The 14,992-nt window shown below is 40.9% G+C and carries 13 protein-coding genes; 12 read left to right on the top strand and 1 reads right to left on the bottom strand.

Annotation, left to right across the window (positions count from 1 at the left end; genetic code table 11):
* The first annotated feature begins 21 nt into the window (after positions 1–21).
* The 5 genes from proX (at position 22) to emrB (ending at position 6,481) form a co-directional block, all read left to right on the top strand.
* Positions 22–1,017, top strand: a complete 996-nt coding sequence (gene proX / locus PSE60_RS18785; RefSeq protein WP_210840350.1) for a glycine betaine/L-proline ABC transporter substrate-binding protein ProX — start codon at positions 22–24, stop codon at positions 1,015–1,017.
* A 130-nt stretch (positions 1,018–1,147) separates the two neighbouring features.
* Positions 1,148–2,347 carry an MFS transporter gene (locus PSE60_RS18780; RefSeq protein ID WP_272666423.1) on the top strand — a complete coding sequence of 400 codons (1,200 nt, stop codon included), beginning with the start codon at positions 1,148–1,150 and terminating at the stop codon, positions 2,345–2,347.
* A 664-nt stretch (positions 2,348–3,011) separates the two neighbouring features.
* On the top strand, positions 3,012–3,527 hold the full coding sequence (gene mprA, locus PSE60_RS18775; protein WP_210839886.1) for a transcriptional repressor MprA: 516 nt from the start codon (positions 3,012–3,014) through the stop codon (positions 3,525–3,527).
* A 219-nt stretch (positions 3,528–3,746) separates the two neighbouring features.
* Positions 3,747–4,928: a multidrug efflux MFS transporter periplasmic adaptor subunit EmrA gene (emrA, locus tag PSE60_RS18770; RefSeq protein WP_210839885.1), complete on the top strand. Its 1,182-nt coding sequence runs from the start codon at positions 3,747–3,749 to the stop codon at positions 4,926–4,928.
* A gap of 14 nt (positions 4,929–4,942) precedes the next feature.
* Positions 4,943–6,481 (top strand): multidrug efflux MFS transporter permease subunit EmrB, encoded by a 1,539-nt coding sequence (gene emrB, locus PSE60_RS18765; protein ID WP_036957964.1) that lies wholly within the window; start codon positions 4,943–4,945, stop codon positions 6,479–6,481.
* 159 nt (positions 6,482–6,640) lie between these two features.
* Here the strand turns inward: emrB and PSE60_RS18760 are convergent, their stop codons facing one another.
* Positions 6,641–7,717, bottom strand: a complete 1,077-nt coding sequence (locus tag PSE60_RS18760) for a tRNA/rRNA methyltransferase (protein WP_272666422.1) — start codon at positions 7,715–7,717, stop codon at positions 6,641–6,643.
* Positions 7,718–7,886: 169 nt separating this feature from the next.
* Here PSE60_RS18760 and PSE60_RS18755 point away from each other — a divergent pair, with 169 nt between their 5' ends.
* From PSE60_RS18755 to PSE60_RS18725, 7 genes are all read left to right on the top strand, one after another.
* On the top strand, positions 7,887–8,588 hold the full coding sequence (locus PSE60_RS18755) for a tRNA-uridine aminocarboxypropyltransferase (protein ID WP_272666421.1): 702 nt from the start codon (positions 7,887–7,889) through the stop codon (positions 8,586–8,588).
* Positions 8,589–8,816: 228 nt separating this feature from the next.
* Positions 8,817–11,462, top strand: coding sequence for a bifunctional acetate--CoA ligase family protein/GNAT family N-acetyltransferase (locus PSE60_RS18750; protein WP_272666420.1), 2,646 nt, complete (start codon positions 8,817–8,819; stop codon positions 11,460–11,462).
* 159 nt (positions 11,463–11,621) lie between these two features.
* The gene (pssA, locus tag PSE60_RS18745) at positions 11,622–12,977 is read left to right on the top strand and encodes a CDP-diacylglycerol--serine O-phosphatidyltransferase (protein ID WP_272666419.1); all 1,356 of its coding nucleotides are present in this window, start codon (positions 11,622–11,624) and stop codon (positions 12,975–12,977) included.
* A gap of 67 nt (positions 12,978–13,044) precedes the next feature.
* The gene (locus PSE60_RS18740) at positions 13,045–13,377 is read left to right on the top strand and encodes a YfiM family lipoprotein (RefSeq protein WP_210839864.1); all 333 of its coding nucleotides are present in this window, start codon (positions 13,045–13,047) and stop codon (positions 13,375–13,377) included.
* A 119-nt stretch (positions 13,378–13,496) separates the two neighbouring features.
* Positions 13,497–13,820: an antibiotic biosynthesis monooxygenase family protein gene (locus PSE60_RS18735; RefSeq protein WP_272666418.1), complete on the top strand. Its 324-nt coding sequence runs from the start codon at positions 13,497–13,499 to the stop codon at positions 13,818–13,820.
* Positions 13,813–14,220, top strand: coding sequence for an amino acid-binding protein (locus tag PSE60_RS18730; RefSeq protein WP_272666417.1), 408 nt, complete (start codon positions 13,813–13,815; stop codon positions 14,218–14,220). The genes PSE60_RS18735 and PSE60_RS18730 overlap by 8 nt, the downstream gene beginning before the upstream one ends.
* Positions 14,201–14,911, top strand: coding sequence for an ArsR/SmtB family transcription factor (locus PSE60_RS18725; RefSeq protein ID WP_272666416.1), 711 nt, complete (start codon positions 14,201–14,203; stop codon positions 14,909–14,911). The genes PSE60_RS18730 and PSE60_RS18725 overlap by 20 nt, the downstream gene beginning before the upstream one ends.
* The last annotated feature ends 81 nt before the right edge of the window (positions 14,912–14,992 follow it).

The following is a 14,992-nucleotide window of genomic DNA, read 5'->3' as shown; positions in this document are numbered from 1 at the left end:
AAAAACAGAGGGAACAATATAATGAAACATAAAATCATTCTTGCATCTGCACTAACAGCCATGTTTGCCGTCCCATTTGCAGGTGCTAACGACCTGCCAGGTAAAGGAATCAAAATTAACCCAGTGCAAAGCACGATCAGTGAGGAAACATTCCAAACACTGATTGTGGCGAAAGCCCTTGAAGAACTTGGCTATGATGTTCAACCCATCAAAGAAGTCGACTATAACGTGGCTTACGCATCCATTGCGAACGGCGATGCGACTTACTTAGCCACCAGCTGGGTTCCTTTACATAACGCACAATATGACGCTGCGGGTGGCGATAATGTGTTCTATCGTCAAGGCAATTATGTTGTTAATGCAGCCCAAGGCTACCTCATCGACAAAAAAACAGCAGAAAAATACAATATTACCAATGTTGAACAACTCAAAGATCCTAAAATTGCCAAGCTCTTTGATTCAAATGGTAATGGTAAAGCGGACTTAACGGGATGTAACCCAGGTTGGGGCTGTGAAGCGGCCATCAATAACCATTTAAAAGCCTATGACCTAGAAAAAACAGTCGACCATAACCAAGGTAACTATGCGGCGATGATGGCTGACACCATTACCCGATATAAAGAAGGTAAACCTATTTTATATTATACGTGGACACCTTATTGGATAAGTGATGTCCTCAAGCCGGGTCGTGATGTAGTTTGGTTAGAAGTGCCGTTCTCTTCAATGCCAAATGGTGAAAAAACAGATACAGCTCTACCTAACGGAAAAAACTATGGTTTCCCACCAAATACCATGCATATCGTCGCCAATAAAAAATGGGCTGCGGATAACCCAGCAGCGGCAAAATTATTTGAGGTGATGAAACTACCTATTGCCGATATCAATGCACAGAACTTAAGAATGCATAACGGTGAAGCATCACAATCGGATATTCAACGCCACACAAATGCTTGGATCAAAGCCCATCAATCCACTTTTGATGGCTGGGTAAAGGAAGCACAAGCAGCCGCTAAGTAAAAATAAACAACCCGATTAATAACCTCAGCCACCCTAGCCGGTGGCTTTTTTACATCAATGACAAAAAGAAATAAACCAAGGTAATAAATTTTGTTTATAGTAGTCACCTAGCTAATAATAGGTAATCCTCATGAAACAGACCCAAACTGCAGAGTTGACAACGGGCCTCACTATTTTAATGGCCATTGCCACAGGCCTTGTCGTTGCCAGTAATTACTATGCTCAACCGCTTTTAGAGACCATTGCGGGGCAGTTTAATTTAACAACCAATATGGCTGGGTTTATTGTCACCGCCGCGCAACTCGGTTATGCCGCAGGTTTACTGTTTTTAGTTCCTTTGGGAGACTTATTTGAACGTAAACGCTTAATTTTAACCATGACCTTTCTTTCCGCATTAGGGTTATTAATTACAGCGCTTTCAAATAATATTTGGCAAATCCTTTTAGGTACCGCCCTTACAGGGCTATTTTCTGTTGTTGCACAAGTTCTGATCCCTCTCGCGGCATCTATTGCTAAGCCACACAAACGAGGTAAAGCGGTGGGAATGATTATGAGTGGCTTATTGCTGGGTATTTTACTTGCGAGAACGGTTTCAGGTGCTGTTGCTATGGTCGGTGGCTGGCGTGCTATCTATTGGTTGGCCTTTGCGCTATTGATGCTCTTAATGATTGTTCTAGCCATTAAACTTCCACGTTATCATCAAAAAACTAACTTAAACTACTTTCAGCTCATTTGCTCTATTGGCCGGCTATTTTTCGGCACTCCAGTGCTCGCGGTACGCGCTTCTCTCGGTGCACTATCATTTGCTAATTTTGGTTTACTGTGGACCGCAATGGCTTTCTTGTTAGCCAGCCCGCCATTCAATTATTCCGAAGGGACTATTGGTTTATTTGGCTTAGTCGGTGCCGCAGGTGCACTTATGGCTTCCCAAGCAGGGCATCTTGTCGATAAAGGCAAAGGAAAGCGCATTACAACTATCGGATTGGTATTGTTACTATTGTCCTGGATACCTATCGGCTTAGCTAAATATTCCCTCGTCGCATTTATCATTGGTGTATTAGTGTTAGACCTTGCAGTGCAAGCCGTTCATGTCACTAGTCAGAGTACGTTATATCGTATATTACCAGAAGCTCGTAACCGCCTAACTGCTGGCTATATGACCAGTTATTTTATTGGAGGCGCACTAGGATCTCTACTTTCAGGTTATGCCTATGAACATGCAGGTTGGGAGGGCATTGCCGTTGCAGGTGCAATCTTAACCACCATAAGTTTAATTATTTGGGCTATAGGGATTCGCTTTGATCCCGTTATCACCACAACTGATGACTAAATATGACTCATACCGATATCAATACGTTTTTAGATAAAAATTGACGAGTCCACACATCAACATATAAAAAGTTATAATGTATTAAAAATTATACGGTTCAATTTTATCCACCCAATATGTTGAATATTGAACAAATAAACAAACCATCACAGAACTGATAGTTATCAGGTGTAATAGTAAACAAAGTAAATATTAGTGAATGACACAGTTAAACAAATACAATGACTCGATAAAAAGGTAGTATCCCTGTTAATAAATCAAATTACTGTTTCATCAAATAATGTTTTAATTATACAAAAATAAGTAATTACACCTACAAATTAAAAATATCTATCTAACTTGTAATTATTGGGTAACAAAAAAAATGGTATTGAGTTAATGTCATGTGATTATATATTGTTTTGTATGATTGGAATTAGCCTTTAATTTAGCATTAGGTTGGTTGTTTTATAGCCAAAACTGACGCACTCTGAGTGAAATAGTCAATGGGCTATACTAAAACTGGCAAATTACATTCATAAAATTTATGAATCATGTATCATTATCAAAATAAAATCGGCGATATTAATTAAGTATAATTGCTAATTCTATCTTTTAATATACCATTTAGATGGTTGATGACAGTTGTAATCTTACCAACTGAAACTAATAAGGTATCCCAATAATGGAAAGTTCATTTACACCGACTGAAGAGCTACTCAATGCTCGTGTAGAACAACAAGATTCACATGAAAGTCCTATTCCATATCAAGAAATTCTGCTAACACGCCTATGTATGCATGTTCATGGGAAATTACTTGAAACTCGGAATAATATGTTAAGGTCTCAAGGTATTAATGAAACACTATTTATGGCGCTCATGATCCTTGATACAAAAGACTCCCGCAGTATTCAGCCATCTGAGCTCAGTGCAGCTCTTGGTTCGTCAAGAACCAACGCGACACGAATTGCAGATGAACTGGAAAAAAATGGTTGGATTGAACGCAAAGAAAGTCACAACGATAGACGTTGCCTTCATCTACACCTCACAGAAAAAGGGACTGAATTTTTAAATGGTCTATTGCCACCTCAACACAGCGCATTAATTGATATTTGGTCTGTTTTAGATGCTGATGAAAAACAACAGCTTGACACGCTGATGCGTAAATTACTGACAAAACTAGATACTATAAAAGATTGACCATATAAATTGTAAGGTTAATGTATTTGAGCCATTCTTTAGCTCAAAGCTGAAAAAATACTTTTCAGCCAATAATATTTCATTATCCTTTTACCCTTATGCTTTACGATATCCCATCAAACAGCAAAATCATTTGTAGTCTCAGTTTCCAGTAGTGGTTAATACCTAACTACTGGAAACAACCGTGACCCTTATCCATAGAAGTGGAGAAATACGAGTATGAGTTCCCCTGAGGAAATGCAACAAACGCAAACTCCCCAACGAAATAAAAAAAGACAACGCAAAAATGCGCTTATCTTTTTGACTCTATTATTTATTATTATAGGCGTTGGCTGGGCGGTCTACTGGTATCTCGTTCTTCGCCACTATGAATCAACTGACAACGCTTATGTCGCAGGTAACCAAGTACAAATACAATCCCAAGTTTCTGGGAGCGTTATGACAGTCAATGTGGATAATACCGACTTCGTGACAAGTGGAACTGTTTTGGTTGAACTAGACCCACGTGATGCAGAGTTGACACTAGACAAAGCAAAAACAGAATTAGCAAACAGTGTACGCCAGACTCGCCAGCACATGGTTAATAGCCGCCAGCTACAAGCCAACATTGACGTAAAACGGTCTGAATTAAACCGCTTACAGAATGATTTAAAACGTCGCGAAGTTTTAGGCAGTAGCCATGTCATCGGTAAAGAAGAACTACAACACGCGAGAGAAGCCGTTGTCAGTGCAAAAGCAGCATTAGATATGGCAATAGAACAATATAATGCTAATCAAGCCATTGTTTTGAATACCGCAATTGAAAAACAACCCGCAGTAGAACAGGCCGCGACACAAGTTAGAAACGCTTGGCTCACCCTACAACGGACGAAGATCGTCAGCCCTGTTGATGGCTATGTTTCACGTCGAAGTGTGCAAGTGGGTTCACAAATTACCCCTTCAACACCATTGATGGCTATTATTCCGTCCAATGGTATGTGGATTGATGCGAACTTTAAAGAAACACAACTTGCGGACATGCGTATCGGTCAACCTGCGAAGGTCACGACTGATTTTTACGGTAAAGATATCGTGTTTAACGGTACTGTAGTTGGGCTTGATATGGGAACAGGTAGCGCATTCTCTTTATTACCTGCACAAAATGCCAGTGGTAACTGGATAAAGGTAGTCCAACGCCTCCCCGTGCGTATTGCCTTAGATGCAACCCAGCTTGAAGAACATCCACTACGTATCGGTTTATCCACTGAAGTTACGGTTGATACATTGGATAAAAACGGCAAAGTACTTTCGAAAGGGATGCGCGATACCCCTGCTTACCATACTGCTGCATTAGCTGTCGATATGTCTCCTGCAGATAAAATAGTTACTGAGATAATTAATAATAACCTAGGGAATCAATAGGTGGAGGTGCAATCGTGACGACAGCACCTTTAACGGGATCAAAACTCGCATGGATGACGATTGCCCTTTCGTTGGCAACATTTATGCAAGTTCTTGATTCCACCATTGCTAATGTAGCTATTCCGACCATTGCTGGAAATTTAGGGGCATCCAACTCACAAGGAACATGGGTAATAACCTCTTTTGGTGTTGCCAATGCAATTTCCATCCCTATTACTGGTTGGTTAGCGCGTAGAATCGGTGAGGTCAGGCTATTTTTATGGTCCACAGGCTTATTCGCTTTAACTTCATGGCTGTGCGGTATTTCTGGCAGCTTAGAGATGTTGATCTTATTTCGTGTTTTACAAGGTTTAGTTGCAGGACCGCTCATTCCTTTGTCTCAAAGCCTGCTGCTTAATAATTATCCCCCAGCCAAGCGCAACATGGCCCTCGCCCTTTGGTCAATGACTATCGTTATTGCTCCTATTTGCGGACCGATTCTTGGTGGTTATATTAGTGATAACTACCATTGGGGCTGGATATTCTTTATCAATGTGCCATTTAGTATTGCAATCATTTTTGCCATCATGCGTACCTTAAAAGGCCGTGAAACTAAAATATCTATTCAGCGTATTGATACTATTGGTTTGGTACTATTAGTTGTCGGTATTGGTGCTTTACAAATTATGCTTGACCAAGGCAAAGAGCTGGATTGGTTTAATTCGACTGAAATTATCGTCCTAACCGTTATTGCCGTTGTCGCTATCGCCTTCTTAATTGTCTGGGAACTCACCGATGACCATCCTGTCATCGACTTATCCCTATTTAAAGAACGCAATTTTACGATTGGCTGTTTATCCCTAAGTTTGGCTTACATGCTCTATTTCGGGACGATTGTACTACTACCGCAATTGCTACAAGAGGTTTATGGCTATACTGCGACCTGGGCTGGGCTAGCCTCTGCTCCTGTCGGGTTATTACCGCTACTGATTACGCCAATTATAGGGCGTTTTGGTAACCGAATTGATATGCGTTATTTAGTGACATTCAGCTTTATTATCTATGCAGTTTGTTACTATTGGCGTGCTTATACATTCGAACCCGGAATGAGTTTCGCTGAAGCCGCTTGGCCGCAATTTGTACAAGGTTTAGCTATCGCTTGTTTCTTTATGCCTTTGACAACCATTACATTATCTGGTCTACCACCAGAGAAAATGGCCTCTGCATCCAGTTTATCCAACTTCACTCGTACCTTAGCTGGAGCCATCGGGACATCAATTACCACAACGATGTGGACCCAAAGAGAGTCAATGCATCATGAAAATCTCGCTGAATTTGTAAACCCATACAACCCAAATGCTCAACAGATGTACAGTGAGCTGGCAAAAATTGGTATGAACGAGCAACAAAGTGCGGCATACCTCGCTAAAACGATTACTGACCAAGGCTTGATTATGTCAGCAAATGAGATATTTTGGCTTTCAGCTGGAATTTTCATTCTACTAATGGTCATTGTCTGGTTCGCTAAGCCACCATTTGGGGCAGGTTCGAAAGACGGCGGCGGTGCTCATTAATCAGCCCAACCCCATATAATTTTATGGGGTTCTCTGAGGCTCTTGGCAAAATTTTCATACTGATTCAGTAAGTTGCCTTTGTGACAGAAATAAAAAAGCCATACAGCGTGGGATATGCATCCTTTATGTATGGCCTTATTTTTTTATAAAACGTGAGGGTTATTTAACTTGGTTTTGTTGCCACCACTGGGCCAACATAATTCCCGTTGCAACAGATACATTCAAGCTTTCCACTTTACCTGTTCCACCGATATACAAACTCATATCACCTTGATCCCACGTGCTATCACTTAAGCCATCACTCTCTTGGCCTAAAACTAATACCATTTTGGCTGGTAACTTCGCTTTTGCGAGATCTTGGCTGCCTTTATGGCTGGAAGTCGTCACAATGGTATAACCCGCTTTGCGGAATTTATCCAAAGTATCTGTTAATCCATCTGCATCAATCGCTTTAATGTGCTCAGCACCGCCTTCTGCAGTACGAATTGCCGCACCAGACTCCAGCATACCTGCATCCTGCAAAATTACACCTTTGATGCCAAAATGCGCACAGCTACGCATAATACCGCCCAGATTATGAGGATTTCCCACATCTTCCAGTGCTAATACGCAGTCATTACCTGTCGCTTGCTGCAAATATGCATCTGCACTCATTCCACCACGTTTTTTGATGATAAAACAGACACCACCATGATGTTCGGTTCCTGATGCTTTCGATAATTCTTCGTCATCTACCACGTGGTAAGCCTTGCGATTTGCCGCCATCCATTTTAGCGCATCTCGAAAACGCGGCGTGACGGATTGCAAGAACCATGCACGAACAATCGCATCTGGGCGGTTTTTAAACATGGCTTGGCAGGCATTCTCACCATAGATACGAGTTTCTTCTTGGCGCTGCTTACGCAGTTGTTCAGGGTCGATTTGACTCTTGCCAACGATCCCGCCGTGGTCATTCGCTAATTCTTCGCTATCTGGCTTAGAAACAGTACGCCATGGTGAACGTTCACGAGGTTCCTCATTACGGTTATCGGAGCGACGCCCTTCACGACTACCTTCAGGGCGATTTGAGCGGCCACCACGATCTTGACGGGCACCACGCTTGTCATTACCACGCCTATCGTCACGGCCACCGCCTCGGCGTTTATCATTGCCTTTATTGCTGTCCTGCTCTTCACTGCGGACATACATCACTTTTACTTTGCCGTTTTTACCACTAAAATCATTTGAGTCGTTCATCACTATCCCCTACTAAGCTATGGCGCGAAGATTACATGATGTTGCATGGCTACGCTACCGATTCACACTATTATCTCATCTAAAAGTTATTGAATATACTTCTATCGCATAGAAATCGTTTTGCGTACAATATGCGCCTTCATTTTAGGCCTAAAAAATATCACTCAACATGACTTCGAATGCCGTTTATCACCTGCGTCAACAGCGCCTCGCATTATCGACTAAACCGTTTAAAGCACGAGGCTGCCGAGTAAAACGTTGCCAATATTGCTTATTACCTATCCCACAATGCCTGTGCCAAGACACTGTATCGTCACAAGCAAAAAGTCAATTCTGCTTGATTATGTTTGATGGTGAAGTATTTAAGCCAAGTAATACGGGTAAATTGATTGCGGATATTTTACCCAACACTTTGGCCTTTCAGTGGTCAAGGACAGAGCCTGATGCACAGCTACTGTCGGCATTACAAGACACCTCAAGGCAACCTTATCTCATCTTTCCAGAAAGCTACGCTCAAAATGAACGCGTTGTGGTCAATGAGCCTACTTTGTCGGATAAACCCGCTTTATTTATTTTACTCGATGGAACCTGGCCAGAAGCACGTAAAATGTTTCGTAAAAGTCCTTATCTTAATGATATTCCAATGCTTTCCATTAATACCAAAGCAAGGACTGACTATTTACTACGTACACCATCAAAGGAAGAACAACATTGTACCGCTGAAGTTGCAGCTACCGTTTTAGAATTAGCGGGAGATTTAAACGCATCACAACAACTATTTAGCCACTTCAATCTTTTCCGTCAAAAATACCTTGAAGGAAAGCCGCATCACCCTATTGCACAGATGCTCCTTACAGCCCCCCACCTCTAACTATTTATTGGTACTGTTTTTCTCTTTCTTTTCGAGGCCAGTACCATTAAATGGCAATTTTTAGATCATCGTACTGATAAAACGTGAACGTGCTTGTATAAATTAATTAAACTCACCAGATAAACTAGCGCAATCGCAAAGATAAGGCATAGTATTCATAAGTATCACTCAGCCACTTTTTATCTATTGAACGCTTATCTCGTTCAGCAAAGCAAAGGGTTATCAACCATGGGTTTAGTCAGTCAGTTAGAATCTTTATTCCGGCCAAAGTCTATTGTTGTCGTTGGAGCATCTGAAAACCCGAGCCGTGCAGGTTCGGTGATGATGAAGAACCTACTTACCAGCGGCTTTAAAGGCCCTATTTTACCTGTTAACCCAAACCGAAACTCTGTCCTTGGCGTACTTGCTTATCCTTCCATAGATAAATTACCACTCAAACCCGACCTTGCCGTTATCTGCACTCATTACTCACGTAATGTCGCCTGTTTACAGCAATTAGGGGAAGCTGGCTGTAAAGTAGTTATTATTTTATCATCCCCTTCCATTCAGTTTAATGAATTAAAAAAAGTCGCCCAGCACTATCAAATTCGCCTATTAGGCCCGAATAGCCTCGGTTTTCTCGCCCCATGGCAAGGCTTGAATGCCAGTTTTTCCCCAATTCCAATCTTAAAAGGAAAACTCGCTTTTATCTCACAATCTGCTGCTGTATCAAATACCGTTCTGGATTGGGCAAGGTACCGAGACATCGGTTTTTCTTATTTTATTGCCCTTGGTGATAGCATCGATATTGATATTGACGATTTACTCGATTATTTAGCCCGTGATAGCAAAACCAGTGCCATTTTGCTGTATCTCGAAAGTATTAGTGATGCGCGACGTTTCTTATCTTCATCTCGCAGTGCTTCACGTAATAAACCTATATTAGTGATAAAAAGCGGTCGAACCCGCAAAGCACAAGAACTTCTAGGTGATAAACCGAGCCTAGATGCCGCTTATGACGCCGCAATCCAGCGTGCTGGGCTCCTTCGCGTGCAAGATACTCACGAAATGTTTTCTGCGGTTGAGACATTAAGCTATATGACACCATTACGCGGTGAGCGTCTGTCAATCATGAGCAATGGCTCAGCCCCTGCCGCGATGGCACTAGACGAGCTTCTCTTACGTAGTGGCAAACTTGCAACGTTAAGTGTTGAAACAGAAAATGAATTAAGCTCACTGTTACCTCTTGATTTATCGACGCAAAACCCGATTGACTTGGGGGATGATTCCACCGTTGAACGCTATATCAATGTACTGAACAAAATGCTCGACAGCCACGACCATGACGCTTTATTGCTTATCCACACCCCCAGTGCGATAACGGAAAGTAAAACCATGGCAGAAAAAATAATTAAAACGATTAAGCAGCACCCACGAGGGAAATGGCTAACCATCTTAACCAACTGGTGTGGAGAATATTCATCTCAAGAATCTCGTCGGCTATTTAGTGAAGCTGGGATCCCAACCTACCGTACGCCAGAAGGGGCAATCACTGCATACATGCATATGGTGGAATATCGCCGTAACCAAAAACAACTCAAAGAAACTCCGGCTCTACCTGTTGGTATTACAGCAAATACTCAACAAGCTCATGAATATATTCAACAAGCACTGGAAAATAATAAGCTACACTTAGATACGCATGAGGTTCAACCTATTTTAAAAGCCTACGGGTTAAATAGCTTACCCACATGGATAGCACACTCTAGTAATGAAGCCATTGAAATTGCAGAAAAAATTGGGTATCCCGTTGCCTTAAAATTGCGTTCTCCTGATATTGTTCATAAGTCAGAAGTACAAGGGGTTATGCTCTACTTGCGTAATGCTAAAGAGGTAGAAGATGCCGCCAAAGCAATTATGGAGCGTGTTTCAACAAATTTCCCTAACGCACGAATTGAAGGCCTATTGGTACAAAGTATGGCCAATCGAGCTGGCGCTCAAGAACTCAGAATCGCTGTTGAGCTAGACCCTGTTTTTGGCCCTCTCATCATGTTAGGAGAAGGCGGTATTGAGTGGCAACAAGAAAGCCAAGCTGCTGTCGCTCTTCCCCCGCTAAATATGGCTTTAGCTCGCTACCAAGTTATTAATGCCATCAAAAGTTACAAAATCAAATCGCGAAGTGCTTTAGAACCCTTAAATATCATAGGGTTGTCAGCTCTATTAGTACGTGTTTCAAATTTAATTATTGATTGCCCGAATATTACAAGGTTAGACATTCACCCATTGCTTGCCTCAGGGGATGAATTTACGTTACTTGATGTCTCCATGACTCTAAGCCCAACAGATGATGCAACAACATCAAGGTTGGCAATTCGCCCTTACCCTAGTGAACTTGAAGAAACGATTCATTTAAAAGAAGACCTTACTTGCTTACTACGTCCGATCCTCCCTGAAGATGAGCCTTTGCTAAAATCCTTTATAGAACAAGTCACTAAGGAAGATCTTTATTATCGCTACTTTAGCGAAATTAGTGAGTTTACCCATGATGACCTCGCCAATATGACTCAGATTGATTATGACCGGGAAATGGCTTTTGTTGCGGTAAAAAATTCTAATACAGCTCCTGAAATTATTGGTGTCACACGGGCGATGGCTGATCCTGATAACCAAGAGGCTGAATTTGCAGTACTGGTTCGTTCCGACATGAAAGGGCAAACGCTCGGTTATCAACTGATGCAAAAGTTACTTAACTATACTCGGAGCCACGGCATTAAAAAACTGACGGCAATAACTATGCCTGAAAACCGTAATATGATTAGCCTAGCGAAAAAACTCGGCTTTGAAATTGACGTTCAGTTTGAAGATGGAGTAGTTAACCTGACACTGCACTTATAGAAATATCCAAGAACACGACTCAACTTGTATAGTAATTAAACAAGTCGTCAATTTATACTAAATGGTTTGGCTAAATATGCTATCATCCATAGATCATTCGCTTAAAAATGTGCGCAAAGCGAGTTGCTATTAGACTAATAAGAGAAAATTCACACTGTGATGTTGTCAAAATTAAAACAAGCAAAACATCAACAATATTTGGTCAGTTTGCCAAAACTATCTCAAGAAATTGCTGATGTAAAAACGCTATATAAGACAGAAGATTTTCGTGATGAACTGCTTAAACAAATCTCTCAAGCTCAAAATACTATCTACATAACGGCTTTGTATTTAGAGAAAGACGATGCAGGTAAAGACGTACTTCATGCTCTATATTCTGCAAAACAAGCTAATACATCATTGGATATCAAAATTCTCGTAGACTGGCACCGTGCTCAACGAGGCCGGATAGGGGCTGCTGCAAATGCCACAAATGCCGATTGGTATTATGATGTTGCAAAACATTACCCTGAAATTGAAATCCCTATCTACGGTATTCCTGTAAATACACGGGAAGCACTGGGTGTTCTGCACCTAAAAGGCTTTTTATTTGATGATACTCTGCTCTATAGCGGTGCAAGTATTAATGACGTCTATTTACAGCGTCATAATAAATACCGTTATGACCGTTATCACCTTATCAAAAACAGCCAACTTACCGCATCAATGAAAAAATTTATTGATGACGCATTGTTACAGTCTGACGCCATTCATCTATTAAATACACCGACTCGGCCAAAAACAGCTGAATTTAAGCACCTAATTAAACAATTCCGTCTGAGCTTACGAGGTACGTCCTATCAGTTTTCAGGGAATGCATCAAATGATGAACTGTCTGTTACTCCCTTTGTTGGCCTCGGCAAGAAAAACGATTTAAACCGTGTTATCACTCATTTAATGGGTTCAACAAATAATAAGCTAACAATCTGCACGCCTTATTTTAATTTACCTGCGGTATTAGTCAGGGTTATTAGCCGGTTACTCCGTGATGGCAAACAAGTAGAAATTATCATTGGTGACAAAACTGCCAATGACTTCTACATTCCACCAGAAGAACCCTTTAAAATAATTGGTGCATTACCATACCTTTATGAAATCAACCTCCGCCGTTTTGTTAGTCGCTTGCAACGCTTTATTGATAGCCAGCAGTTAACAGTTAGGCTCTGGAAAGACGCAGACAATACCTATCATCTAAAGGGGATGTGGGTTGATAATCACTGGCAATTGATCACAGGCAACAACTTAAACCCACGCGCTTGGGGGCTAGATCTTGAAAACGCAGTACTAATTCACGACCCGAAACAGCAATTGCAAGAGCAACGAAATCACGAACTAGAGTGTATTCGAACTCATACTAAGGTTGTTAGCCATTTTCGTGAACTAGATAGCATCCAAACTTATCCAGTGAAAGTGAAAAAACTTATTCGTAGGCTACGTCGAATACGAGTGGATCGGTTAATTAGTCGGATTTTATAATACATCTCAATTTAGCGTCACTTAAGTGGCGCTTTTTACATTCATCATCTGGATAATGATACCTAATATGTTTAAGCCATTAATTTTTAGCTTACTTATATTTTCCATCTCAGGATGCAGTGGTTTTCATTGGTCCAATGACAATTGGAAAGGTAAAGATAAAGCACAACATTTTGCATTCTCAGCCGCTATGGCTGCAGCGGGTAACGCTTATGCAGATAGACAAAATATGGGGCACAGAGAAGCGGCGCAGTTCGGGGTCTTGTTTTCAGTTTCATTAGGTGCCGCAAAAGAATTATATGATAGCCGGCCTGAAGGCACCGGTTGGAGCTGGCATGATTTTGCTTATGATATTGCGGGTTCTATCGCGGGTTATAGTTTATATCAGTCCTTAAAGTAACCCTCTCCTTACTTCCCATTCATTTAAATCCCCCCTGTTATTTTCAATATTTCGTTCACTATCGAAGTATCTCTTAATTAATACTCTATAGTTGAGCTCTCAATATTAAGGAGAGACTTATGATCGCAGTGATTTTCGAAGCCATCCCAGTACCAGAACAAAAAAATCGTTATTTTGAACTAGCCGGTCAACTAAAATCTGAACTTATGCGCATAGAGGGATTTATTTCGGTTGAACGTTTTCAAAGTATAACCACTGAAGGAAAAATTCTCTCTCTTTCGTGGTGGGAAACAGAAGAAGCCGTAAAAAATTGGAAAAAACATTTCATGCATATTGAAGCGCAAGTTGAAGGACAACAAACCATTTTTTCTCATTATCGAATTCGAATTGCCCATACCCTAAAGGATTACTCATTCAATAAAGAGGATAATTTTGATGTATGATATTCATGTGATTCTTGAAAACCAAGTGGGAGCTTTAGCACTACTGGCAACAACATTAGGGAAACATGGTATTGGCCTTGAAGGTGGTGGTGTTTTTTCTATCGAAGGAAAAAGCCATGCTCACTTTCTCGTCACCCAGCCAGAAAAAGCAAGCAATGCTCTGGCTACCGTAGGGCTGAAGGTTGAAAGTATTTCAAAACCTGTGATCCGCAAATTAAAACAAGAACGCCCAGGCGAACTTGGAGAAATTGTTTCTCAGCTTGCACTCCACCAAATTAATATCTTAGTCCAATATAGCGACCATAATAACAGGCTAATATTAATAACAGACAATAATATATTAACTGCTGAAGTCACAAAGAAGTGGGAAAGCCTACCATATGATACCAAGCAAAAATAGTATTCTCATTGAAGAGAAAGAGCCATTAGAGAAATCTATCGCAAAAGTTGCATTTGCGATTGCTGACCCTTCAAGGGTCAGCATTTTGTGTGCATTAATGGATGGTAGAGCATGGACAGCAACAGAATTAAGTGCAGTTGCAGATATAGCACCATCAACAACAAGTGCACACCTCACTAAGCTATTAAATAGCCACTTAATTAGCTGTCTATCTCAAGGAAGGCATCGTTATTATCGACTTGCAGGCTCAGATATTGCCGAATTATTAGAAACATTAATGGGGGTATCCATGAAATTAGATTATACCCCACCAATAGCAACACCTATTCATCTGCGAAAAGCACGTACTTGCTATGATCACTTAGCAGGGGAAATTGCTGTTCAGATCTACGAATTTATGGATAAAAATGGTTGGTTTACCGCTAAAGAAAACAAGCTATCAGATATTGGTATGGCGCAATTTAAAAAATTTGGGATAGATATTATTCCTCATACAAAACGAAAAATAGCATGCGCTTGCTTGGATTGGAGTGAAAGGCGCATGCACCTAGGAGGACTTGCAGGAGCCTTGCTACTACAATTCTTTGAGGAAAATAGATGGATAGATAAAGCAAAAGGCTATAGAGAAATTACTTTTACTTCCAACGGTAAAAAAGCTTTAAAGCGTATTTTTGATATTAATATTGTTTAACCTACAATAGGCTATTATCGATAAAATTCAGTATGTTAGAAACACAAAAAAGCCTCGTGATTTTCATCACGAGGCTTCGAT

This window comes from Providencia sp. PROV174 (genome assembly GCF_028480685.1).
GTDB classification, from domain to species: Bacteria; Pseudomonadota; Gammaproteobacteria; order Enterobacterales; family Enterobacteriaceae; genus Providencia; species Providencia rettgeri.
Note: the sequence above shows the minus strand (reverse complement) of the source record. Positions and strands in the feature narration are given on the sequence as shown.